The organism is Paraburkholderia graminis, assembly GCF_003330785.1.
In the GTDB taxonomy this organism is placed as follows: Bacteria; Pseudomonadota; Gammaproteobacteria; order Burkholderiales; family Burkholderiaceae; genus Paraburkholderia; species Paraburkholderia graminis.
On the sequence record NZ_CP024934.1, the window covers coordinates 1,614,576 to 1,638,298 of the forward strand.

Annotated in this window: 23 protein-coding genes; 15 read left to right on the plus strand and 8 right to left on the minus strand. The window is 63.6% G+C overall.

Going from position 1 to position 23,723, the window contains the following annotated elements:
• The first annotated feature begins 358 nt into the window (after nucleotides 1-358).
• The 7 genes from nirD (at nucleotide 359) to CUJ91_RS07190 (ending at nucleotide 7,031) form a co-directional block, all read left to right on the plus strand.
• On the plus strand, nucleotides 359-706 hold the full coding sequence (nirD, locus tag CUJ91_RS07165; protein WP_107708508.1) for a nitrite reductase small subunit NirD: 348 nt from the start codon (nucleotides 359-361) through the stop codon (nucleotides 704-706).
• Nucleotides 703-1,992 (plus strand): NAD(P)/FAD-dependent oxidoreductase, encoded by a 1,290-nt coding sequence (locus CUJ91_RS07170; RefSeq protein WP_053857937.1) that lies wholly within the window; start codon nucleotides 703-705, stop codon nucleotides 1,990-1,992. The genes nirD and CUJ91_RS07170 overlap by 4 nt, the downstream gene beginning before the upstream one ends.
• 13 nt (nucleotides 1,993-2,005) lie before the next feature.
• Nucleotides 2,006-4,867, plus strand: coding sequence for a nitrate reductase (locus CUJ91_RS07175; RefSeq protein ID WP_114156065.1), 2,862 nt, complete (start codon nucleotides 2,006-2,008; stop codon nucleotides 4,865-4,867).
• A 36-nt stretch (nucleotides 4,868-4,903) separates the two neighbouring features.
• Nucleotides 4,904-5,107, plus strand: coding sequence for a hypothetical protein (locus tag CUJ91_RS07180; protein WP_107708347.1), 204 nt, complete (start codon nucleotides 4,904-4,906; stop codon nucleotides 5,105-5,107).
• Nucleotides 5,108-5,570: 463 nt separating this feature from the next.
• A complete protein-coding gene (locus tag CUJ91_RS07185) occupies nucleotides 5,571-5,768 on the plus strand; it encodes a hypothetical protein (protein WP_006051067.1) in 198 nt (65 codons plus the stop codon).
• A gap of 48 nt (nucleotides 5,769-5,816) precedes the next feature.
• The gene (locus CUJ91_RS34330; protein ID WP_006051066.1) at nucleotides 5,817-5,984 is read left to right on the plus strand and encodes a hypothetical protein; all 168 of its coding nucleotides are present in this window, start codon (nucleotides 5,817-5,819) and stop codon (nucleotides 5,982-5,984) included.
• 132 nt (nucleotides 5,985-6,116) lie between these two features.
• Entirely contained in the window at nucleotides 6,117-7,031 is a 915-nt protein-coding gene (locus tag CUJ91_RS07190; RefSeq protein ID WP_006051065.1) for a LysR family transcriptional regulator, read from the plus strand.
• Nucleotides 7,032-7,076: 45 nt separating this feature from the next.
• Here the strand turns inward: CUJ91_RS07190 and madM are convergent, their stop codons facing one another.
• From madM to CUJ91_RS07205, 3 genes are all read right to left on the minus strand, one after another.
• Nucleotides 7,077-7,844: a malonate transporter subunit MadM gene (gene madM / locus CUJ91_RS07195; protein WP_006051064.1), complete on the minus strand. Its 768-nt coding sequence runs from the start codon at nucleotides 7,842-7,844 to the stop codon at nucleotides 7,077-7,079.
• Nucleotides 7,845-7,858: 14 nt separating this feature from the next.
• Nucleotides 7,859-8,254 (minus strand): malonate transporter subunit MadL, encoded by a 396-nt coding sequence (gene madL, locus CUJ91_RS07200; protein ID WP_006051063.1) that lies wholly within the window; start codon nucleotides 8,252-8,254, stop codon nucleotides 7,859-7,861.
• 257 nt (nucleotides 8,255-8,511) lie between these two features.
• Complete coding sequence (locus tag CUJ91_RS07205) at nucleotides 8,512-9,339, minus strand: AraC family transcriptional regulator (RefSeq protein ID WP_107708346.1); 828 nt, start codon at nucleotides 9,337-9,339, stop codon at nucleotides 8,512-8,514.
• A gap of 95 nt (nucleotides 9,340-9,434) precedes the next feature.
• On the opposite strand from CUJ91_RS07205, the gene CUJ91_RS07210 reads away from it, so the two are divergent.
• Both CUJ91_RS07210 and CUJ91_RS07215 read left to right on the plus strand, forming a co-directional pair.
• Nucleotides 9,435-9,719, plus strand: a complete 285-nt coding sequence (locus CUJ91_RS07210) for a hypothetical protein (protein WP_107708344.1) — start codon at nucleotides 9,435-9,437, stop codon at nucleotides 9,717-9,719.
• The gene (locus CUJ91_RS07215) at nucleotides 9,716-10,678 is read left to right on the plus strand and encodes a quinone oxidoreductase family protein (protein WP_107708342.1); all 963 of its coding nucleotides are present in this window, start codon (nucleotides 9,716-9,718) and stop codon (nucleotides 10,676-10,678) included. Before CUJ91_RS07210 ends, CUJ91_RS07215 begins: the two co-directional genes overlap by 4 nt.
• A gap of 31 nt (nucleotides 10,679-10,709) precedes the next feature.
• Here the strand turns inward: CUJ91_RS07215 and CUJ91_RS07220 are convergent, their stop codons facing one another.
• The 5 genes from CUJ91_RS07220 to CUJ91_RS07240 all read right to left on the minus strand — a co-directional run bounded on the left by CUJ91_RS07220 (nucleotide 10,710) and on the right by CUJ91_RS07240 (nucleotide 16,504).
• Nucleotides 10,710-11,666: an ABC transporter permease gene (locus CUJ91_RS07220; protein WP_053857943.1), complete on the minus strand. Its 957-nt coding sequence runs from the start codon at nucleotides 11,664-11,666 to the stop codon at nucleotides 10,710-10,712.
• Nucleotides 11,667-11,671: 5 nt separating this feature from the next.
• A complete protein-coding gene (locus tag CUJ91_RS07225) occupies nucleotides 11,672-12,652 on the minus strand; it encodes an ABC transporter permease (RefSeq protein ID WP_107708340.1) in 981 nt (326 codons plus the stop codon).
• A complete protein-coding gene (locus CUJ91_RS07230; RefSeq protein ID WP_107708338.1) occupies nucleotides 12,642-14,204 on the minus strand; it encodes a sugar ABC transporter ATP-binding protein in 1,563 nt (520 codons plus the stop codon). The genes CUJ91_RS07225 and CUJ91_RS07230 overlap by 11 nt, the downstream gene beginning before the upstream one ends.
• A gap of 83 nt (nucleotides 14,205-14,287) precedes the next feature.
• Nucleotides 14,288-15,298, minus strand: a complete 1,011-nt coding sequence (locus tag CUJ91_RS07235) for an ABC transporter substrate-binding protein (protein WP_006051055.1) — start codon at nucleotides 15,296-15,298, stop codon at nucleotides 14,288-14,290.
• Nucleotides 15,299-15,406: 108 nt separating this feature from the next.
• Entirely contained in the window at nucleotides 15,407-16,504 is a 1,098-nt protein-coding gene (locus CUJ91_RS07240) for a LacI family DNA-binding transcriptional regulator (RefSeq protein WP_006051054.1), read from the minus strand.
• Between the two features lie 165 nt (nucleotides 16,505-16,669).
• On the opposite strand from CUJ91_RS07240, the gene CUJ91_RS07245 reads away from it, so the two are divergent.
• The 6 genes from CUJ91_RS07245 to CUJ91_RS07270 all read left to right on the plus strand — a co-directional run bounded on the left by CUJ91_RS07245 (nucleotide 16,670) and on the right by CUJ91_RS07270 (nucleotide 23,667).
• Nucleotides 16,670-17,458, plus strand: a complete 789-nt coding sequence (locus CUJ91_RS07245) for a phytanoyl-CoA dioxygenase family protein (protein WP_114156066.1) — start codon at nucleotides 16,670-16,672, stop codon at nucleotides 17,456-17,458.
• 284 nt (nucleotides 17,459-17,742) lie between these two features.
• Nucleotides 17,743-19,611, plus strand: a complete 1,869-nt coding sequence (locus CUJ91_RS07250; RefSeq protein WP_114156067.1) for a serine hydrolase domain-containing protein — start codon at nucleotides 17,743-17,745, stop codon at nucleotides 19,609-19,611.
• A 102-nt stretch (nucleotides 19,612-19,713) separates the two neighbouring features.
• Nucleotides 19,714-20,151, plus strand: coding sequence for a MarR family winged helix-turn-helix transcriptional regulator (locus CUJ91_RS07255; RefSeq protein ID WP_107708334.1), 438 nt, complete (start codon nucleotides 19,714-19,716; stop codon nucleotides 20,149-20,151).
• Between the two features lie 151 nt (nucleotides 20,152-20,302).
• On the plus strand, nucleotides 20,303-20,740 hold the full coding sequence (locus CUJ91_RS07260) for a MarR family winged helix-turn-helix transcriptional regulator (RefSeq protein ID WP_107708332.1): 438 nt from the start codon (nucleotides 20,303-20,305) through the stop codon (nucleotides 20,738-20,740).
• Between the two features lie 37 nt (nucleotides 20,741-20,777).
• Nucleotides 20,778-22,280, plus strand: coding sequence for an efflux transporter outer membrane subunit (locus tag CUJ91_RS07265; RefSeq protein ID WP_006051049.1), 1,503 nt, complete (start codon nucleotides 20,778-20,780; stop codon nucleotides 22,278-22,280).
• 46 nt (nucleotides 22,281-22,326) lie between these two features.
• Nucleotides 22,327-23,667 (plus strand): HlyD/EmrA/EmrK family protein, encoded by a 1,341-nt coding sequence (locus CUJ91_RS07270; protein ID WP_107708330.1) that lies wholly within the window; start codon nucleotides 22,327-22,329, stop codon nucleotides 23,665-23,667.
• Nucleotides 23,668-23,723: the final 56 nt, after the last annotated feature.

Here is a 23,723-nt window from a genome sequence, read left to right on the forward strand (position 1 = left end):
CCCAAGGTGCTGCGCCGCACCATCATCGCGCGTTCATGCATCGGAATGCGCCAGCCCACGGCGCACGGCGCGCGCTCCAATACTCGCCAGAAGCCCACCGCGCGGGGCCTTCGCGGCGTTCTCGCCTAATGGCATGAGCCTTGCATTTAACGTGGCTGCGGATCAAAGGCGATCCGGCTCATCTGCAGCACGCACTCTGTTTTAGATCACTCGTTTTGGACAACGGCGTCCCCCGAATACAGTCGCACTGGCGATTGCATCCGCGGGACGCTTTTTTATTGCCGGACACATCATGCCGCGTACCGCATCGCAAATGAAGGAAGCCTTTGTCATGAACGTTGCCGAGAGGAACTCCGCCATGAGTCACGACCGCTTGCCGCAAACCTGGACGCCTGTTTGCACGCTCGACGACATCGTTCCGAATACGGGCGTCTGCGCGCTCGTCAACGGCGGACAGGTCGCCGTATTTCACGTCACGGACGGTGAGGGCGGCGTGTACGCCATCGACAACTTCGACCCGGGCTCGCGCGCGGCCGTGCTGTCGCGCGGGCTGATCGGCAGCCTCGGCGAGCGCATCGTCGTGGCCTCGCCGATCTACAAGCATCACTTCGATCTGCGCACCGGCGAGTGCCTCGAAGCGCCCGAGAATTCGGTCAGCGCGTATCCGGTGCGGGTGGAAAGCGGCAAGGTGTGGGTCGCGGCATGAGACACGAGATCGACGCACAGTTGTCGGGAGGCGCCTCGCACGCGTCACACGCCTCCCACGCCGCGCCCGCGCGCCCGCGGCTCGTGGTGATCGGCAACGGCATGGCCGGCATGCGCACCGTCGAAGAGCTGCTGAAGCTCGCGCCGGATCTGTACGACATCACCGTGTTCGGCGCCGAGCCGTACGGCAACTACAACCGCATTCTGCTGTCGCCGGTGCTCGCGGGCGAAAAGACGGTCGACGACATCATCCTCAATACGCGCGACTGGTATGACGAGAACGGCATTCGCCTCTATGCGGGCGACCCGGTGATCGCGATCGACCGCAGGCGCCGCGTCGTGCGTTCGCAAGGCGGCGTGGAAGTCGGCTATGACCGTCTGCTGATCGCGACGGGATCGAAGCCTTTCCTGATTCCGGTGCCGGGCCACGATCTGCCTGGCGTAATCGCATTTCGTGACATTCAGGATGTCGAAACAATGCTCGAGGCGGCGCGCAATCATCGGCATGCCGTGGTGATCGGCGGCGGATTGCTCGGGCTCGAGGCCGCCAACGGACTCATGCGCCAGGGCATGTCGGTAACCGTCGTGCATGTGATGGACAGCCTGATGGAGCGCCAACTCGACCGCAGCGCGTCGGTCCTGCTGCAACAGGCGCTCGAGCGCAAGGGCCTGCGTTTCCTGCTGAAGGCGAACACCGCGGAGATCGTCGGACCGGATCGTGTGAGCGCCGTGCGTTTCGCCGACGGCACGCAGATTCCCGCGGACCTCGTCGTGATGACGGCCGGCGTGCGCCCGAACATCGACCTCGCGAAACAGGCGGGGCTGCATTGCGAGCGCGCGATTGTCGTCGACGATACGTTGCAGACCTACGATCCGCGCGTCTACGCGGTCGGCGAATGCGTGCAGCACCGCACGGCGACCTTCGGCCTCGTCGCGCCGATCTGGGATCAGGCGCGCGTGTGCGGCGCGCATCTCGCGGGCGCGGGCCATCGCCGCTACGTGCAGCGCGCGACTGCCACCAAGCTCAAGGTCACCGGCGTCGAACTGTATTCGGCCGGCGACTTCATCGGCGGCCCGGACAGCGAAGACCTCGTGCTGCGCGATCCGCGGCGCGGCGTCTACAAGCGCCTCGTGATCGAAGAGAACCGCGTGATCGGCGCCGTGCTGTATGGCGACGTCAACGAAGGCGCGTGGTACTTCGAGCTGATCCAGAACCGGACCGACATTTCCTCGCTGCGCAGCCAGTTGCTGTTCGGCAAAGCCCTCTGCGAGACGCAGGCAGCCTGACCTGGAACACACCGTGAGTTTTCCCATCGCTATTTCGAGCACGTCCGGCAGCGGCGATGCTGTCAGAACCACCTGTCCGTATTGCGGCGTCGGTTGCGGCGTGCGCGCGCGAGCGCGCCCCGACGGCGGCCATGACATTGCCGGCGACGAACAGCATCCCGCGAACTTTGGACGCCTGTGCGTGAAAGGCTCGGCGCTCGGCGAAACGATCGGGCTCGACGGACGGCTGCTTCATCCGAAGATGCGCGAGCGCGCGAGCGGCGCGTTGCGCGATGTTTCGTGGGACGAAGCAATCGATGCGGTCGCGGACGGCTTTCGCCGGATCGTCGACGAACACGGGCCGGATGCGGTCGCGCTCTACGTATCGGGCCAGTTGCTGACCGAGGACTACTACGTCGCGAACAAGCTGATGAAAGGCTACGTCGGCAGCGCGAACATCGATACGAATTCGCGGCTCTGCATGTCGTCTTCCGTTGCGGGACACAAGCGGGCTTTCGGCGAAGACGTGGTGCCGGTGTGCTACGAAGATCTCGAACTCGCCGATCTCGTCGTGCTGGTTGGTTCGAACACGGCGTGGTGTCATCCGATCCTGTTCCAGCGGATCGTCAAGATCAAGGAAGCGCGGCCCGACATGAAAGTGGTCGTGATCGATCCGCGCTATACCGCGACGTGCGAGATGGCCGATCTGCATCTGCCGTTGAGCGCCGGCAGCGACGTGCGGCTTTTCAACGGGCTGCTCAGTTTTCTCGCGGAGCATGGTGCGATCGACGCGCAGTTCGTCGATGCGCATACCAACGGTTTTGCGCAGGCACTGGCCGCTGCTTCTGAGGGTGAAGTATCGGGCACGACAGCGGCCTTCGATCTCGCCCAATGCGCGAAGGCGTGCAAGGTCGATCCGCACGATCTGCTCGAGTTTTACCGCCTGTTCGCGCGCACCGAGCGCGTCGTGACGGTCTATTCGCAAGGCGTCAATCAATCGAGCGCGGGCACCGACAAGGTCAACAGCATCATCAATTGCCATTTGCTGACGGGGCGCATCGGCAAGCCGGGAATGGGGCCGTTCTCTTTCACCGGACAGCCGAATGCGATGGGCGGGCGCGAGGTCGGCGGTCTCGCGAACACGCTCGCCGCGCATCTCGAACTCGACGATGCAAAGCATCGCGAACTCGTTCAGCAATTCTGGGGCGCGCCGGTTATTGCATCGCGCGCGGGGCTCAAAGCAGTCGAGCTGTTCGAGGCGATCGAGGAAGGACGCGTCAAGGCCGTGTGGATCATGGGCACGAATCCGGTCGTGAGCCTGCCCGACGGCGATCAGGCAAAGCGCGCGCTCGCGCGTTGCGAACTGGTGGTCAGCTCCGACATTGTCGAGCGCACGGACACCAATGTGTTCGCTCATGTGCTGTTGCCGGCGCTCGGCTGGGGCGAGAAGGACGGCACCGTCACGAATTCGGAGCGCAGGATTTCGCGTCAGCGCGCGTTCTTGCCCGCGCCGGGCGAGGCGCGCGCGGACTGGCAAATCATCTGCGATGTGGCAAAGCGCATGGGCTATGCGGGCTTCGAATTCGCGAGCCAGCAGGAGATCTTCGACGAGCATGCGCGGTTGAGCGCATGGCGCAACGGCGAGAGCGAGAGCGAAAGCCAATCGCATAGCCAACACGGCGACAGCGTGCGTCGCGCGTTCAATCTGGCGGGGCTGGTGGGCCTCGGCAGCGACGGCTACTCATCGTTGCAGCCTGTTCAATGGCCCGTACGCGCCAATAACAACACGGCCAGCGACACGGCCAGCGACACGGCCAGCGACACGGCCAGCGACACGGCCGCACCCGGCACCGCGCGTCTTTTCGACGATCGCCGCTTTAGCCACGCGGACGGCCGCGCGCGTTTCATCGCCACGCCGCCGCGCGCGCCCGCGAATGCGCCCGACGACGACTATCCGCTGACGCTCAACACGGGCCGCGTGCGCGACCAGTGGCACACGATGACCCGCACGGGCAGGTCCGAAAAACTCGCGGGCCATGTGACCGAGGCGTTCGTCGACATGCATCCACAGGATGCGTTGTTGTGCGGCGTGCGCGAAGGCGACCTCGCGCGAGTGTCGAGCCGTTGGGGCGCGATGGTCGCGCGCGTGCAATACGGCGGCGGCATGCCGCGCGGCAGTGTGTTCGTGCCGATTCACTGGAACGATCAGGTGGCGTCCGACGCGCGCGTCGGGGCCGTGGTGAATCCGTCGGTCGATCCGGTTTCCGGCGAGCCCGAGTTCAAGCACACGCCCGTGCGCGTCGACAAGTTTCATGTCGCGTGGCATGGCTTTTCGCTGAGCCGCCGCGCGCCGGTTCTCGACGGCGTCACGTACTGGACGCGCGTGCAGGGCACGCAGTTCGTGCGCTATGAACTGGCCGGCCGCAATCCGCCTGGAGAGGAGGGCGATCGCGGCGCGTGGGCGCGTGCGCTCTTCTGTGTCGACGATGCACACGCCGATTGGCTCGAATACGAGGATCGCGCGGCAGGCGTTTATCGCGCGGTGCATCTCGTCGACGATCGCATCGAGAACTGCGTGTTTCTCTCGGCGCGTCCGGACCTGCCGGCGCGCGAATGGCTCGCGAGCCTCTTTGCAAAGGGCAAGCTCGACGACGCGGACCGCATCGGCGTGCTCTCCGGCCAGTCGATCGGCAAGGGCGCCGATACGGGGCCGACCATCTGTTCGTGCTTCGGCGTCGGGCGCAATACGATATGCACGGCGATACGCGAGCACGGCCTGAAGAGCGCCGCCGACATCACCGCGTGTCTGAAGGCGGGCGGCAACTGCGGCTCGTGCGTGCCGGAGTTGAAGAAGCTCCTGGTCGATACGGAGCTGGCGCGGCTTAATGCGGCTTGAGTGCTTGAGTGGGCCTAACGAGGAACCTCTTCTGCGATGCTGAAAAAACTGCAAACGATGCTGCGCGCGATCGACTCGGCCCGCGGATTCAACGACGAGCACGACGCGGGTATCGCGATGTCGTCGGTGCAAGGCGAAGGCGGCCTGCAACAACGGCATGCGGCCAATCCTCGTCCGGCGCGCTTGCGCGGCCCGTGGCGTGCCGCACGTTCGCGTCGGCCGAGGATCGTGCCGCGATAACGGATAGTGGTCGCGCGCGTCATGCGCGGCTATTAACTCGCCATAGCGGCGTAAAAAATTCGCGTAATTCGAATGCGGCGATTTAATTCGCGATTCGCGAAATGCACGATAGCTGATAACCCGTTTTAAGAAGTTTTAATGAAAGCGGGCGAATTAAAAATAAAATAGCCGTTTTCAGCTTCAAACGTTCAATCACCCGGTCGCCCTATCCCGATCCACCGCGTGCCCGCCTGGTCGCCGATTGCATATCATATGTTTAAACCATCGCTATCGGCCCCCCCACGCCGATCCATTTATTCATGCGGCGGAATTGCATCATTTCAGTTTACAATTATTTCCCCGGCGCATCGCTGCCGCAAACAATATAAAGCGGAAAGACTTCCCGCCATTTTATCTTTTCAGATAGACCGGCCGGTAATTGATTCTTCCGTCTGCATTAATAGAACATTGGAGAGAGACAACTATGCTAAGCCCCAAGGAGTTTGCCACCCTCATGTTGGTCAAGGCTGCTCCGGATCAGATCGATATGTGTCGCGAAGAACTCGACACGCTGCTTGAACGGCAACTCGTCGCACTCGAAGACCTCGCTTCCGGACACCAGCGCCTGCATGTCACTTGTGCAGGTCATTCCATGCTCAACGCGGTGGCGCGCAAACGCTAGGCGGCGAACCTCTCATCGTTGCATCGAAATATTGACGAGAAAGTAGTCATGGACGAACAACTGGTAAGCATCGTAATGGGCTGCGCGGTGCTCGCGATAGGCATCATCTTCGCGGTCGGCCACTATCGGCGGGAGCATCGCCGCGCACAATTGCTGCGCCAACTCGACCACGCGCCCGTGTGGAACTGGTTGCGGCATCATCAGCATCGCCACTGACAACGCGGCCAGCCCCGACGTGACGTATGCAGGCACGCGCCGCAAGCTCGCCGGCGCGTGAGGGATTAACGCTATTTGCAGCAGGCGCGCACGAGCCGATAATGGACGGTTCCGACCGTTCCATAGCTCGACATGCGCGACCGAATCGACGACGAAATCACCTTTCGTAAACTGGAAGTGCTGCTCGCCTTCATGCAAACCGGCAGTCTCGCGAAGGCGGCCGAAGCGCTGAACGTGAGCACGGTCAGCGTGCATCGCGCGTTGCATTCGCTCGAACAGGGCGTGCGCTGCGCGCTGTTTCGCCACGAAGGCCGCAATCTCAGATCGACCGACGCGGCGCAAATGCTCGCCGACGTCGCGCAGGAAGTCATCACGCTGATGTCCGACGGCATTCGTGCGACGCGCGAAGCGGCGGGCTATTCATCGGACCGGTTGAAGATCGGCTCGCTCTATTCGCTGACCATCAGGACGGTGCCGGGCATCGTCGTCGACATCAAGGTGCGGCGGCCCGCGCTTCAGGTCGAACTCGTGCTCGGCCCGAATGCCGAACTGATCGAGAAGCTCAAGCAGGGCGCCATCGACGCCGCGCTGATGGCCTTGCCCGACGCCGAGCCCGAGATCGAATCCATTCCGCTTTTCGAAGACGACATTTTCTTTGCCGCGCCCGCCAACTCGCCGTATGCCAATCTCGAAGCGGTCGATCTGCGCGACTGCCGTGACGAAACTTTCGTCTCGCTCGGCGAGGGCTTTGCGACCTATCACGGCTTTCAGGAAGCGTTTCGCGTCGCGGAGTTCACGCCCAACGTGACCATGCGAGTCGGCGACATTTTCTCGCTGATGAACCTCGTGAGCGGCGGCGTCGGCTATACGCTGTTGCCGGGCCGCGTGCGTGACGTGTTCGGCGACAAGGTCCAACTCATCGCGCTCAAACCGCCATACCGGATGCGCCAGACCATCGGCGTGAGTTTTTTGCGGGCGCGCGAGCGCGACCCGAATCTCCTCGCGCTGATGGCCGTGTGCCGTCTTCGTACGCGAAACGAAGGCTAAACGAAGGCTGACACATAAACCAGGGCTGCGCATTTGCGTCGCCGCTCAGCCGCCGACCAGCGCGCGCGTCGCGAAGAACAGCAGCGACGGTCCAAGCAGGCAGCCCACGCCTGTATGAAACGTGGCGATCAGCGCACCGTAAGGCACGAGCCGCCGGTCGGTCGCCGCGAGTCCCGCGCTCACGCCGCTGACCGTGCCCGCGAGGCCGCCGAAAATCATCGCCGAGCGCGGCGTCTTGAGGCCCATGAAGTTGGCCGCGAGCGGCGTGCCGATCATCACGATGATCGCCTTGATGAGACCCGTTGCAATGCTGAGCGCGATCACGTCGGAGCTCGCGCCGATCGCCGCGCCCGTCACCGGTCCGACGATGTACGTGACCGCGCCGGCGCCGATGGTCGTCATGCTGACCGCATCGGTATAGCCGAACGCATGCGCGACGCTTGCGCCCACGATAAACGGCAGCACCGTGCCGAGCAGCAGCGACAGCACGCCGATGAGCCCGGCCTTGCGCGCTTCGGTGGCCTGCACTTCGAAGGCCGTCGCGACGATCGCGAAGTCACGCAGCATCGCGCCGCCCATCAAGCCGACGCCCGCGAACAGCGGCAAATCGGCGAGACCTTTCTGACCCGCGGTGAACGCGCCGCCGAAGTACGCGAGCACGAGGCCGATCACGATGGCGATCGCCGAGCCGTGCACGCGCCCGAACGTGAGCTTGCGCGAGATCATCGACGACACCCACATGATGAGTCCCACGAGCGCGAACGCAGTGACGAGGCCGTTTTGTATCAGTACTTTGTCGATCATATGGATCATGGCTGGCTCCTGCGTCAGATCTCTTCGGGTTGCGGGCTGCTGATGAACGAGGTGCTGTCGCGTCCGGTGCGCGAGAGCACCGCGATGCACACGGCGCACACAGCCACCGCGCCCAACGCGGAAAGCAGCGCGACCGGTCCGCCCTTGAGCGCGGCAACCACGTTCTGATTCGCCGCCATCGCGACGACGACGGGGATGTACATCGCGCCCCAGAAGCCGACGCCGGCCTCGGTTTCTTTCGGCAGCAGTCCTTTGCCGTGCAGATAGAGCCGCAGGAAAATCAGCAGCAGCATCGCGATGCCGACACCGCCGACGTTGGTCTTGACGCCGATCGCGACCCCGAGCAGATCGCCGAGAAAGAGTCCCGCAAGGTGGCAGAAAGCGAGCAGCGCCGTTCCGTAGATGATCATCTGTTGTCTCCTGTCGACCGCGGTCGACTCTCTTGCTTTAGTGTCTTACCCGCGTTTTGTGCAAGGGCTGCTGACGGGTGGGGTTGACCGCTTACGAGCCAGCATTGCGTGCACAACGCGGCTCTTTAGGGCATGGCCGAGTCTATGGGACACAGAGACCCGGTTTCAATCACCTTCGGCAAGCATTTGTTATCGCGAGGCTAACGATTCGCGGCAAGAAGCGGTGAAAGCAGCGTGGGGCGGGGACGTGGCGCGGTTTAGGGGTTTTCCCTCGCGCGAGACGCGGCGCAGCCCGGTTCTTGATTTGACGTCGCCGCCGCCGCATAGCGCCCCGGTGTGGTCCCGGTCGCGCGCCTGAACATGTCGATAAACGCGCTCACGTTTTCATAGCCGAGTTCGAGCGCGATCGTCGTCACGCTGACGCCCTCGGCGACGAGTTCCAGCGCGCGAAGCAGGCGCGCCTGCGCGCGCCACTGCGCAAAGCTGAGTCCCGTCTCGGCGACGAAGCGCCGGCTCAGCGTGCGCGGCGACAGTCCCGCCCACTCGGCCCATTCCTCGAGACGTCGCGAGTCGGAAAGATCGGCGGCCAGCGCGTCGGTGATACGCATGAGCCGCGGGTCTTCCGGGCTCGGCAAATTCAGCGACTCGGCCTTCGACGCCGCCAGTTCATCCATGATGACTTCGGCAACCCGCGCCTGCTGCGCATCGAGCAATGCGCCGGTCCAGCTCGCCGCGCGGCGCACGGCCGCGCGCAGCAAAGGCGTCGTGCGGATCGCCCGCGGTTGCGTGGGCAACCCGGCACACCGCTCCTCGGCAATGAACACGCTCCAGCCGGAAAACGGACCATGCGAGCGCATCGAATGCTCGCAATACGGCGGCACCCATATGGCGTAAATGGCGGGCGCGACCCATTGCTGCCGGCCCACGCCGACCGACGCGAGGCCGCTCAACGCGCCCATCAACTGCCCGCGTGCATGCGCGTGCGAGGCCACTTCGCGGGACGCCCGTTGTGTGAGTTCTCCCGCCATCAGAAAGGGCACGTCAGGCGCTGTGAGCAGTTCTGGACGAATCAGCGGAATAGTCATGGCTCGAAATCCGTATCGAATGGCATTTATACCTGAGACGACCCGGCACTGCATCTCTAGACTGAACTCACTACCACTTCGAGGAGTTCATCACGATGCGAGCCGAACACATTCTTCCCGACCATGCCGATTCCGTCGATGTCGGCGGCGTGACGATTCGCAAGGGCACGATCGCGGCCTTTTTTGCCAATGCGCGTGTGTGGACCGATCCCACCGCAAGCGAGACCGCACGCGGCCAGGCCGCCGCCGATATTCGCGAGGCGCTGCCGGCGTTGCGCGCGTCCGGCCTGTTCGACTTCGTGATGATTCGCGATCCACAGTTGCGCGAGTGGATCGATAGCGGGGCACCGACTCATTCGGCTACCGAGGCGCGGTCATGAAAGCAGCGGTCGTCATGCAAGCCGGTCAGATGCCGGTGTATTCGGACATCGACGAGCCCGCGCCCGCGGAAGGTCACGCGATAATCGACGTGGAGGCTTCGGCGCTCAGTCACATCACGCGCGGCAGGGCGTCCGGCACGCACTATTCGTCATCGGCGCGTCTGCCGTTCGTCGCGGGCATCGACGGTGTGGGCCGCCGCCGCGAGGACGGCAAGCGCGTCTATTTCTTCGCGCCGAAGGAGCCGTCAGGCGGCCTGGCCGAGCGAACCGTCGTCGCGCAAAGCCAGTGCATCGAAATCCCCGAGACGCTCGATCCCGTCCTGGCTGCGGCGATGGCGATTCCCGGCATGTCGTCGTGGGCAGCGCTCGCCGAACGCGCGCACTTCGCTCGCGGCGAGACCGTGTTGATCAACGGCGCGACAGGTGCGTCGGGACGGCTGGCTGTGCAGATCGCCAGACATCTCGGGGCCGCGAAGGTGATCGCCACAGGGCGGCATCCGCAGACGCTCAGCACGCTTGCATCCGTGGGCGCGGATTACGTGCTTTCGCTCGATCAGGAAGAGTCCGCATTGCAGCGCGCGCTCGAGCCTCACTTTCATGAAGGTGTGGACGTGGTGCTCGATTACCTCTGGGGCGCCAGCGCGCTCACGCTGCTGACGGGCGCGGCGCGGTCGCTTCCGGGTGGTTATCCGATGCGCTTCGTGCAGATCGGCTCGGTTGGCGGCGCAACCATCTCGCTGCCGGGCGCGGCGCTGCGTGCATCGGCGATTATGTTGATGGGCAGCGGAATTGGCAGCATTCCTCTCGAGCGGCTGTTCAACGCGACGCGCGAGGTGTTGCATGCCGCGATTCCATCCCGCTTCGAGATTGCCACGCAGGCCGTTCCTCTCGCCGAACTTGCGACGCATTGGAACGAAAGCGGCAGCCGCTTGCGCACCGTCTTCACGATGCAAGGCTAACCGGCGGCTGCGCTGCGGCTGCGGCTGCGACTCAATGCGCCAGCTTCACCGCGCCGCGATTGCGGTTCAGCACGCGCGCCTGCAACACGATGACAAGCAGCAGGAACATGCCGCGAATCACCGACTGCCAGTAAGCCGACAAGCTGATATAGCCGAGCCCGTTCTCGAAGTTGAGCAGATTGAAAACGAGCGCGAGCAGTGCGACGCCCGCAATCGTCATCGCAATCGAGCCTTCGCCGCCCGTCAGCCGTGTGCCGCCGAGCACGACCGCCGAGATCGCGAACAGCTCCCAGCCGACGCCCTCGTTGGGCTGCCCCGCGCCGAACTGCGCGGCGAGAATGCTGCCGGCAATGCCCGCGAGCAAACCGCTCACCGCATACACGGCGACCAGCGTGCGATCCACGTTGAGCCCCATGAGCCGCGACGCTTCCTCGCTGCCGCCGATAGCCAGCGCATGCCGCCCGAAGCGCGACGAGCGCAGCGCGATCCAGCCGAGAATCGCAGCGACTGCCGACACGATGCCCGGAATCGGCAAGCCGAACAGATCGCCCTGGCCGAAGCCCGCAAAGCTCGAATCGGACGCGATGCCGACCGCGTCGTTGTGACCGAGCAGCAGCGCGAGACCATGCGCGCCGAGACTCGTCGCGAGCGTGACGATGAACGGCAGAATACGCATGCGCGTGATGACGAGTCCGTTGAGCACGCCGACAGCAAGCCCTGCTAACGATCCCGCCAGCACCGCGGCCACGCCGCCATGCGGACTCGCCAGCGCCGACACGACACTCGCGAGCGCCGCCACCGCGCCTACCGAAAGATCGATGCCGCCCGTGATGATGACGAACGCCATGCCGATCGAGATCAGCAGGAACATCGAGTTGTAGCGCCAAAAGGAAAGCACGTTGTACGCGTCGGCGAAATGCTCGTAGCGCGTCACGCCTAGCACGAGCAGCGCTACGAGTGCGCTGATAATGGGCAGATTCTTCTTCATAAGCGTCAGCCTCGCTTGCGTTGCACGTACACCGCGACGATGATGATCGCCGCCTTGAGCACCAGCGCCGCCGCATCCGGAATGCCGTGCGCGAGCAGCGTGTAACGCAGCAACTGGATGATGAGCGCGCCGATCAGCGTGCCGGTGATATACGCCTTGCCGCCTGTCAACGCCGTGCCGCCGACGGCCACCGCCGCGATCGCATCCAACTCGACGCCCAGACCGATGACGTTCGCATCCGACGACGAATTCACCGAAATCGAAATCAGACCGGCGAGTCCGGCGAGCGCCGCGCAGACGGTATAGGCGATCATCTTCACGCGCACGGTCGGAATGCCCGACAGATACGCCGCGTCTTCATTGCCGCCCGTCACCAGCAGATACTTGCCGAACAGCGTCTTGCGCACGATCCACGTAAATACGGCGACGAGCGCGAGCATCAACAGAATCTGGAAGGGCACGCCCGCGACCTTGCCGAGCGCGATCCATTGAAACGCCGGATTGGAGAAGGCTTGCAGGCTGCCGTCGGTGACGACCTGCGCGATGCCGCGTCCCGCGATGAACAGCACCAACGTCGCGACGATCGGCTGCACGCGAAGCCGCGTGACGAGCAGGCCGTTGAACACGCCGCATAGCGCGGCCGCGACGATCGGCAGCGTGAAGGCGAGGGCAATGCCGGGCGGCCCCGCGATGTTCATAAAGAGCATCGGCGCGACCGCGCCGGCAATCGCCATCGACGCGCCCACCGACAGATCGATGCCGCCTGTGGCCACCACCAGCGTCATGCCGATGCCGACGATCACGATCGTCACCACTTGCGTCAAGTTGACGTTGAAGGTTTGCAGCGACACGAAGTGCGGCGTGAAAAGCAGATTGAAGACGATCATCGCGACGAGCACGACGATCTCGCGCTGAATCGCGACGCCGCGTTTTTTCCTCGCGGGCGCCTGAACGATTTGCGCCGCGCGCTGCGTATCATCGATCATGTTTGGCTTCCTCCACCGCTTCGGCCAGCGTCGACCGCTCGCCCGCGCCGTGTGCGATTGCGTCCATGATCGAGGCCTCGTTCATCTGCGCGCCGTCGAGCTGCGCGACGGTCTGTCCATCGCGGATAACGACTGCGCGATCCGCGACCGCCGTGAGCTCTTCGAGTTCCGAGGCCGACAGCAGCACCGCCAGCCCCGAATCGCGCAGTTCGCGCACGATCTTCGCGACGTCGGCCTTCGCGCCGACGTCGATGCCGCGCGTCGGTTCATCCAGCAGCAGCAGACGCGGATGCGTCGCGAGCCAGCGCGCGAGCAGCACCTTCTGCTGATTGCCGCCCGAGAGTTCGCGGATCGGCTGATCGGCGGAACGCAGCTTGATGCCGAGCGACTCGATAAAGCCATCGACAATTTCTTTCTGCCGCGCGACATCCACGATGCCGCGTTTCGTGAGCGCGGGCAGACACACGAGCGTGAGGTTGTCGCGCACCGACAACTCCGGCACGATGCCTTCGGCCTTGCGGTCTTCGGTCAGATACGCGACGCCATGCGCGATCGCATCTTTCGGCGATTTCCATGCGACGGTCTCGCCATTCATCGACAGCGTGCCTTTCTCCGGACGATCCGCGCCGAACAGCAAACGCATCGTCTCCGTGCGGCCCGAGCCGAGCAGTCCGGCGAGGCCGACGGCTTCGCCCGCGTGCACGTCGAGCGACACGTCCGCGACTTTTGCGCCGGCCGACAGTCCTTGCGCACTCAGCGCGAGGCCGCCGCGCTTCGCGAGATTCGCTTCCTTGACCGCGCTGTCTTCGTGGACGACGGCGGCGAGCGTGCGGCCGAGCATCGTCGTGACGAGCCTGAGCTTGTCCATGTCCTGCATCGCGCTTTCGGCGACGGTTTGCCCGTCGCGCATCACGGTGACGCGATCGCACAACGCATACAGTTCGTCCAGCCGATGCGAGACGAAGATCACCGCGCGTCCGTCATCGCGAAGACGGCGCACGACGCTGAACAGCAACTCGACTTCGCGTTCATCGAGCGACGAGGTGGACTCGTCCATGATGACCATCTTCGCATCCGACGACACCGCGCGCGCGAGCGCGACCATCTGCTGAATCGCTGTGGAATATTCGCGCACGGGCTTCTTCACATCGATCTTCAGTCCGAACGATTCGAGCAGTTCGTCCGCGCGGCGCTGCACGGTTTTCCAGTCGATCAGGCCGAAGCGGCGCGGCTCGCGTCCGAGAAAGATGTTCTCCGCGACCGAGCGGAACGGCACCAGATTGATCTCCTGATAGATCGTGCTGATACCCGCTTCGCGCGCTTCCTTCGGCGTGCGGAAATCGGCTTCGCGTCCGTCGAAGCGAATCGTGCCCGCGCTTTTCCGATACGCGCCGGTGAGGATCTTGATGAGCGTCGATTTGCCCGCGCCGTTCTGCCCGATCAGCGCATGCACTTCACCCGCCGTTACGGTCAGCCGCGCGCGTTTCAACGCGGCGACACCGCCGAAAGAGATGTCGATGTCCTGCATGTCGAGCAACGGAGCTTGAGCCATCGTGCGTCATCCATCATCGAAAGAACTGAAACGACAAAGCGGGCGCTTTGGAAAAAGCGCCCGCGAAGGCACAGAGCTGTCGCTCAATAGCCGTACTGCATGCTCGCGTCGACGTTGCTCTTGTCATAGAAGCGATCGGAGACCTTGACCCACGGCGGGATCGTTTCGCCTTTCGCGTACTTCTGCGCGACGTCGCAGGCGAGCGGTCCGAAGAACGGGCTCGATTGCACGCTCGCGCCGAGTTCGCCGGCCTTGATCGCTTCGAGTCCGCCCTTGGTGCCGTCGATTGTCACGATCTGGATGTCCTTGCCCGGCTGCTTGCCCGCGGCCTTGATCGCGGCGATCGCGCCGAGCGCCATTTCGTCGTTGTGCGCATAGACGGCGGTCACGTCGGGATGCGCCTGCAACAGCGTCTCCATCACCTGGCGGCCCTTGTCGCGTGCAAAGTCGCCGCTTTGCGATGCAACGATCTTCATGCCCGGATTCTTGGCGATGACTTCATCGAAGCCTTTCTTGCGATCGTTCGCGGCGGACGCGCCCGTCGAGCCTTCGAGTTCGATGATGGTCGCCTTGCCATTGGTCGCCTTGATGAGCCAGTCGGCGGCGCGCTGTCCCTGGTCGATGAAGTCGGAACCGATGAACGTGATGTAGTCCTTGCCGGCTTTCGCCATCGACTGATCGACGTTGCGGTCGACGAGAATCACCGGAATGCCGGCCTTTTTCGCCTGCATGATGACGGGCACGAGCGGCTTCTCTTCACGCGGCGGGAACACGAGCAGATCGACGTGCTGCGCGATCATGCTTTGAATGTCCGCGACCTGCTTGGCGGCCGAACTGTTCGCGTCGGTCATGACCATCTGCCAGCCGCACTTCGAGGCGATCTCCTTGAAGCTTCTCGTCTCCGCAAGCCGCCACGGGTTATTGCTTTCCGTCTGCGCGAAGCCGACTCTCAGCGGCTTCTTGTTTGGGATCTTCGGCAGCGCGTCGTCCGCGGCATGCGCGATGCCGAAGCCGGCGGAAAAGGTGAGCGCAGCGAGTGCGATAAACGATGCAGCGATCGGGCGCAGGCCCGTTTTCTTTGTGAGCGACAGCATGTCTTCCTCCGATAAGGATGGTTTGCCTCTTCTTGTCAATGCCGATGCTTGTGATGCCCGGTCTACTGCGTGCTGCGAGAGCGCCAGCTAGAGAGCTAGATGCACTGGCTAGTCGTTAATATTATTAATAGCGAGTTGCTTCGTTTCGGCGATGACCTTGACCGAGCCGCGCTCGATCAACGGTCCGTCGAGCTTGACCGTGCGACGCCGCACGGGCGCGCCCGCCGCGCGGTTGTGTTCTTCCTGCAAGAGCGTGTCGACCGCCCATTTGCCAAGCTCGTAGTTCGGCAACACGACGGTCGATAGCGGCGGATGCGTGTGCCGCGCGATTTCCTGATCGTCGTAGCCGAGCACGGACACATCGTCGGGCACGCGCAGGCCGAGCTGCTTGAGCGCTTCGATGGCGCCGAGCGCCATCAGATCGTTGGCGCAGAAAATGGCCGTCGGCGGATTCGGCTCGCGCATCAGCGAGAGCGTTTCCTCGAAGCCGGTCGCCGGTCCCCAGTCGCCTTCGCGCACGAGTTCCGGCGCGAACGGCAAATCGGCCGTCGCCAAAGCCGTGCGATAACCCTTCAAACGATCGCGCGCCGCATCCTGCCACGGCTCGCCGTTGATATAACCGATCCGCCTGTGTCCCGCCGCGAGCAGATAGTCTGTCGCCGTGTGGCCGCCCGCGACTTCGGCGGGCACCACCGACGACACATCGGCATCGCTCGAATAGCAGTTGAGCAGCACGGTCGGCACGCGCGCGAGCGCCGCGGGTACGGTCACGCGGCGGGTGTACACGGTCGCGTAGATCACGCCGAGCACGTTCGCATTGCCGAGCGTCGCTTCGAGCACGCGGGCTTCGATCTCCGCGTTGCCGTGCGTCGAATACACCGCGAGCATGCGGCCGTGAGCGAACGCGGCATCGCGCGCGCCGTCGATGCTGACGACCGGATGCGGGCTCGTGGAGATCTCATCGGCGAGATAGACGATCAGGTTGCGTTCGCCCTGTGCCGTGTCGAACGAGGGCAGCGCGCTCGTTTCGCGCTGCGTCATCCGGTAGCCGAGTTCCTGGGCCGCGCGCAGTACCTTGTCGCGCGTGGCGTCGGAGAACTTCGCGCCGCTCGCGTTGTTGAGCACGAGTGAAACCGTCGATTGCGAGACTCCGGTGAGCTTCGCAATGTCGGTCATGGTAGGGCGGCGTTGGGTCGTCTTCTTCATGGGCTTGCCGGCTGGAGTGCAGCAAACTTACCACTAATATTAGCGATGAACAACGCGAATCGGCGCCCATTCGATCGGGGTTTTCACCGAGTATTACTAATAATATTGACGACCCAAAGCGACGCATGCGATTCTTTTTTGCAAACCGACATGGAGGAGACGCGCATGGCCCGTTACGACGAAAGCACGAGAGACGCACTCGCGGATGCGTTCAACCGCGACGGCTTCGTGCTGTTGCGCAATCACTTTCCGCGCGCGACGATCGAAGCGTGGCGCGACGCATTCGCGCCGCTGCTCGAGCCTCATGTCGAATCGGACGCGAACGGCAATCGCGGCCCCGGCCGCTATTACGTGACGCTGCCGTTCGAAGGCCTCTTTGCCGATCCGGCCATTGTCTGCGATGAAGACATCGTCGGTATCGTGGAGCGTGTGGCGGGCCACGATCCGGTGATGTGCCAGCTTGCCACCGATACGCCGGTGCTCGGCTCGCAGTTCCAGGACTGGCATCGCGATACGCCGCCGCTCTTTGACGACGCGCCGGAAACGCCGTCGTTTCAGCTTGCGGTCAACTTCCCGCTCGTGGATGTCGACGATAGCAATGGGCCGCTCGAGACGACGCGCGGCACGCATCGCATCTCGCGGGAAGAAGCATTGGAAGGTCTGGAAGCGGGGCGCTTCCGAGCCGAGCGCGTGCCGATGCAGGTCGGCGACGTGATGATCCGCGACGTGCGCGGGCTGCATCGCGGCACGCCGAATCTGACCGGCGTGCCGCGTCCGATGGTCGTGATCGGCTATAGCCGCGGGTGGTATTTCCGGCCGGAAGTGCATATCGACGTGCCGCGCAAGGTGCTCGCCGAACTGCCGCCGCGCGCGCGGCGTTTGTTGCGCTTTAATCCGGTCGTCGAAGAAACCGCGCGCACCTTCGATGAAAACTACCGGCAATTTGCTTATTGAGCGCGTATTGAGCGGCGAGGCGCAAGGACGCTCTATTGAGCCATAGCTTCGCAGCATCTCGACACGCCGCTATTCGCGCACGCGCCGCGCAGCTATGATTGGAGCAGGGCGGCGCCTGGCCTATTCAAAAGCGCCGTCCCGCTGCGTCGAAACTGGTGAAGATTGTGTTTGCCGCGTTGGCGGCTCGTGGTTGAAGAAAGCGGTTGAACAAAGCGGTTGAACAAGCGGTTGAACAAAGCGCCTTTTGCAGGTCCTGGAAACAAACCAGAACGAAGGGGAATGCCGTGGCCAGCTACGATCGCAATCACGAGGTTCCGTTCAACACAGGCCGGCGGCAGTTTCTCGGCTACACCGGCGCCGGCGTGCTCGCCGCGATGCTGCCCGGTTGCGGCAGCGACGAGGTGCAGTCGACGCCTTATCAGCAGACCATTGCACTCGGTCAGCAGATGATCCAGCAGGTCGTCAGCGATCCGTCGACTCCCGTCGCGGCAATCTCCGTCGCGATGGTCAAGGGCAACGCGGTGGTCTGGCAGCAGGCGTTCGGTGTGGCGTCGGTGCCGGGGCAGATCAAGGCGACGCCGCAAACGCGCTTTAACATCGGCTCCGTCAGCAAGCTGTTCCCGGCGCTGGCGGCGGCGATCCTCGTCGACCGCGGGCTCATCACGCTGGACACGCCGATCGTCAAATATCTGCCGGCCTTCACGATGCTGTCGCCGGAATACGCGCGAATCACCACGCGTCATCTGCTGTCGCACGCATCCGGTTTGCCCGGCACGAACGGGCGCAATCTCTTCACGTTTGAGCCGGTCGCCGGTTACGCCGCCGACACGCAAGCCGAACTCGCCAACTCGCATCTGAAGCATTTGCCCGGCGAGCTGGCCGTCTATTGCAACGACGGCTTCACGATGGTCGAGCAGATCGTGCTCGCCGTGACGGGCCGGAGTTTCGCGGACTTCGTGCAGTCGGAGATTCTCGCGCCGCTGAAGATGACGCACTCCAGCTATCTGACGAGTGTGCCGTCCGATGGATCGTTCTCGCTGCCGTACGTGAAGGGCGCGCAGCATCAGGAATTCGTCAATGCGTACGCGACCGGCGGACTGAGTTCGACACCCGTCGACATGATGAATCTCGCGCAGATGATCTACGGCGGCGGCGTCTTCCAGGGACAGCGCATCGTGTCCGCGGCGGGCATCGCGGAGATGGGCGCCGACCAGACGAAAAGCCTGACGATCAACCCGTCGCCGGAATGGCGCTGGGGTCTGGGCTGGGACAGCGTGGTCCAGCCCGCGCTCAACGCCGCAGGCGTGCTCGGCTGGGAGAAGGACGGCGGCACGGCGTTCTACTCGACCGAATTTTTCGTCGTCCCCAATGCGAAGTTCGCGCTGATGGTGACCGGCAATGCCGGATACAACGCGCGTGCGATTGCCGAAACGCTGGTGCTGTCGGCGCTGAAGGAAGACGGCACGATCGCGTCGCTGCCGGCGAAGCTCGCCAACACGGCGCCGCCGGCCGCATCGGGGCCGGGCATCGCGGGCGGCGCCGGCATTTACGGCAATTCCGATTCGCCGTATCAGGTGCTCGCCAATGCGAACGGCAGTCTGCAGATCAACCAGTGGGACGCCGATACGCGAGGCTGGGCCGAGATCGGCGCATACCAGTACCGCAGCGACGGCTGGTGGTGGAGCGCTGCCGATACGGCGTCGTACCGCTTCACCGTCGTGTCGGGCAACGACAGCGAGGGCAATGCATTCAACTATCGCTATCTGATGAAGCGGGTCGTGCCGGGCGCGGGCTACGCGTATCTGACGCTGCCGGTCGGCCAGCAACTCGCACCGCTGGCGCCGCTCGACAGCGCGTGGCAGCAACGCGTCGGCACGCAATGGACCTTGACCAACGATTCGCCGAGCGCCGTGCCGATTGTCGTTCTTGGCAATCCGCCGGCGTTTTTCGCGACCCTGGCTGAACTTCCCGGCTACGTGCTGTTCGGCAACGAAGATCTTCGCTACGAACTGTTCGTGCCGGTGAGCGATACGCTCGGCGGCATGTCGGTTAAAGTGCCGGGCAACTTCGGACGCGACCTGTACGAGATTCGCTTTGCGTCGCCTGGCGCGACGACGCTGACGATCGGCAGTTCGATTTACGCTCGTATCTGACGCTGAGTGCGCGCACCGCGGTAAACCGAACGCCGATGTCCCGAGGCCTGATTTGATAATATCTGATTGGTCAGTTATATCGGATCATTCAGGAGGCCTCGCGTGCGTCACTACACCAAAAACAATTTCAGGCTGACGGAGAGCGTGGGCTTCCAGTTGGTGAAGGCGCGCAACCTGATCGTCGCCGAAATGGACGCGGCGCTCAAGGAACTCGACATCTCCAGCCAGCAAATGGGCATCATGCTGACGCTTCGCCAGCGCCTCGCGTCGACGCCGTTCGAGCTGTCGAAAATGCTCGCCATCGATACGGGCCTGATGACGCGCATGCTCGACAAGCTCGAAACCAAGGGCCTTTTGGTGCGCTCGCGCGACGAGACGGACCGCCGCGTGGTCAATCTTTCACTCACGAAAGAGGGCGCCGCCGTCGCCGATCAGATTCCTCACGTCGCGCCCGCTGTGCTGAACGCACGGCTGAACGACTTCACAAAATCCGAACTCGTTGAATTGCGCCGTTTGCTGCGTAAATTCCTGAGCGACTGAACGCGGCGCTCGCCGTCTGCTCCGTCTGCTTCGCCCGTGCCTCCGCAAAACTAAAGACTGTCGCCGCCAATGAAACAATGAGTTCCATGTGGCGCCGTTGATAGTATCTGACATGTCAACTATTGTGTCGGCAGGCAACGAGGAGCAACGCATGTCGCACTATTCAAAGGCTGACTTTCATTTGACGGATAGCGTCGGCTTTGCGATCAGCAAGGCGCGCAATCTGATGGCGATGCACATGGACGCGGCGGTGAAGGGCTTGAATGTGCGCGCGCATCACGTCGGCATTTTGCTGTCGCTACTGCAGGGCATCGACACGACACCGGCGGCGCTGTCGCGTCATCTGGGCGTCGATACCGGCCTGATGTCGCGCACGCTCGACAAACTCGAGACGCGGGGCCTGTTGACGCGCTCGCGCAGCACGGGCGACCGCCGCGTCGTCAACGTCGAACTCACGAAAGCGGGCCGCGACGTTGCGCTGCGTATCGCCGAGATTGTGCCGGATGTGCTGAATGCCCGGCTCGAAGGCTTCACTCGCGACGAATTCAATGAACTGCGCCGTCTGCTTGGCAAGTTTCTGAGCGACTGAGCGCTTTTTTTTAACCATATATCTGACAGGTCAGCAAATGAGAAACGAGTTAAAGAAAGAACGGCGCGCTTCACGGCTGCTGAAAGCGGGTGTGTCGATCATGTTTGCCGCGGTGCTGTCGGCGTGCGCGAATTATGCGGGCATCCACAGCGACGCAAAGACGGCCGGCCCGCAGCAGTACGCCACGCAACAAAGCATTCCCGCCGAACAAGGTCACTGGCCCGCCGCGGACTGGGCCGACCAGTTCGGCGACGCGCAACTGAAAGCGCTGATCGACGAAGCGCTGAAGAGCAGCCCGACGCTCGATCAGGCGCGCTCCCGCGTCTCGGCGGCCGCTGCTTATAGCGAAACCGCGAAGGCCGGCACGATGCCGCGCGTCGACGCGAGTTATTCGCTGACGCGTCAGCAATTCTCGGGCACGGCGCTCGTTCCGCCTCCGTACGGCGGCTCGTGGCAAACGGAAAACAAGGGCTTGTTGAATGCTTCATACGATCTCGATCTGTGGGGCAAGAATCGCGAAGCGCTGAAGGCCGCGATTTCGCAACTTCAAGCGAGTCAGGCCGATGCCGAGGTCGTGAAGCTGACGCTGACGACGTCGATTGCACGCACATACAACCAGCTTGCGCGCCTCTATCTGTTGCGCGACATCGCGCAGCAGGAGGTCACGCAGCGTGAGCAGATCGAGCGCATTACCGCGGGGCGCATTGCGACCGGGCTCGATACCGAAGTCGAACGCAAGACGGCGCAGGCCAATCTCGCGACGAGCCGTGCCGCGCTGAAGTCGCTCGACGGACAGATTCTCGCGACGCGCTACCAGATCGCCGCGCTGCTCGGTGCGGGCCCGGACCGCGGGTTGCAGATTGCGCGGCCGTCGCTCGGTCTCGGCGACGAAGTCCGTCTGCCCGACAACCTGCCCGCCGATCTTGTGAGCCGCCGCCCCGACATCGTGGCCGCGCGCTGGCGCGTCGACGCGATGACGCATGACGTGAAGGAAGCGAAGGCCGAGTTCTATCCCGACATCAACCTGAGCGCGGCAATCGGGCTCGACGCATTCGGCTTTGGCCGCTTTCTGACGGCGGCTAGCCGAACGGCATCGGCCGGCCCGGCAATTCACTTGCCGATCTTCGACGCAGGCGCACTGCGGGCGCAGTTGAAGGGCCGCTACGCCGACTTCGACTATGCGGTCGCGACCTACAACCAGACGCTCGTGACGGCGCTGAGCGAGGTCGCATCTCAACTGGCCAATGTGCGTTCGACCGATGCACAGCTTGTCGATGCACAGGCGGCACAGGACGCCGCGCGCGAGGCCGACAGACTCGCGCTCGTGCAATACAAGGCGGGCCTGACGAATCAACTGACCGTATTGAACGCCGACGTCAACGCGCTTTCCGCCGATCAGGCCGTGGCGAACCTGCGCATGAGCCGCCGCGATCAGCAGATTGCGCTGGCTTCCGCGCTTGGCGGCGGCTTCGTCGATACATCGAACACCGATGCGGGGCGCACGCAAGCATCGAACCCATCCGTTGACGCCGCGCGTTGAGCGGCCTTCCGAATAACCCACGACCGAATCTGCCTGGAGAATCGACATGAGTGAAATCAACACGCCGGAGCGCGCCGCGACGCATGCGGCGCCCGCCAACGTAGACACAGCGACGGCACCCAATGCCGCCGCGGCCACCGCGGCCACCGCGCCCACCGCCGCGAGCGAACCGAATTCGCGCAAGCGCCAACTGCTGCTCACGCTGCTTGGTGCGGCCGTCGTCGTATCGGTCGCGGCATACGGTGCCTATTACATGACCTATGCGCGTTATCACGAGACGACCGACGACGCCTACGTAAGCGGCAATCTCGTGCAACTCACGCCGCAAGTAACCGGTACGGTCGTCGCGGTGAACGCCGACGACACGCAGATCGTGAAGGCGGGCGACCCTGTCGTCACGCTCGATAACGCGGACGCCACAGTCGCGCTCGGCAACGCCGAAGCGATGCTGGGGCAGACCGTTCGCCAGGTGAGCAGCCTGTACGTGAACAACGATTTCTACGCCGCCAACATCGCGCAGAAACAGTCCGATCTGGCTCGGGCGCAAGACGATCTGCGCCGCCGCCAGGCCGTCGCCGACACGGGCGCGGTGTCCGCGGAAGACATCGCGCATGCACGCGACACGGTGACCGCCGCACAGGCCGCGCTCGACGCCGCGCGTCAGCAGGCGGAAGCCAATCGCGCGCTGACCGACCACACGACAATCGAACAGCACCCGAGCGTGCAGGCGGCGGCGTCGAAAGTGCGCGACGCGTACCTCGCCTATGCACGCAACACGTTGCCCGCGCCCGTCACCGGCTATGTGGCGAAGCGCTCGGTGCAGGTGGGCCAGCGGGTATCGCCGGGCACGCCGTTGATGGCGGTAGTGCCGCTCAACGGCGTCTGGGTCGATGCCAACTACAAGGAAAGCCAGTTGCGCAACATGCGTATTGGCCAGCCCGTCACACTGACGGCCGACGTGTACGGCAGCAAGGTCGAATATCACGGCCGCGTGGTCGGCTTTTCGGCGGGCACGGGTAGCGCCTTTGCGACGTTGCCCGCGCAGAACGCGACCGGTAACTGGATCAAGGTGGTTCAGCGTTTGCCCGCGCGCATCGAACTCGATCAGAAGGAACTGCAAGCGCATCCGCTACGAATCGGCTTGTCGATGCAGGTCGATGTGGACACACGCGATAGCACCGGCGCGCAACTCGGCGCGGCCGTGAATACGACGTACCGCACCGATGTCTTCGCGCAATACGGGGCTCAGGCCGATGCGGAGATTCAGAAGATCATCGAGCGGAATAGTGTTGTCGCGCATCCGGGACCGACGGAGCGTGTCGTATCGTCGGCACAGGGCACGCGTGACAAGCGCAACAGCGCCGCCATGCCAAAACGCGCGGGCTGAAGTGCAGAACGTGACGCCGTTCGTTATCGCGTCTTCATTTATCCATTTAGCTGACA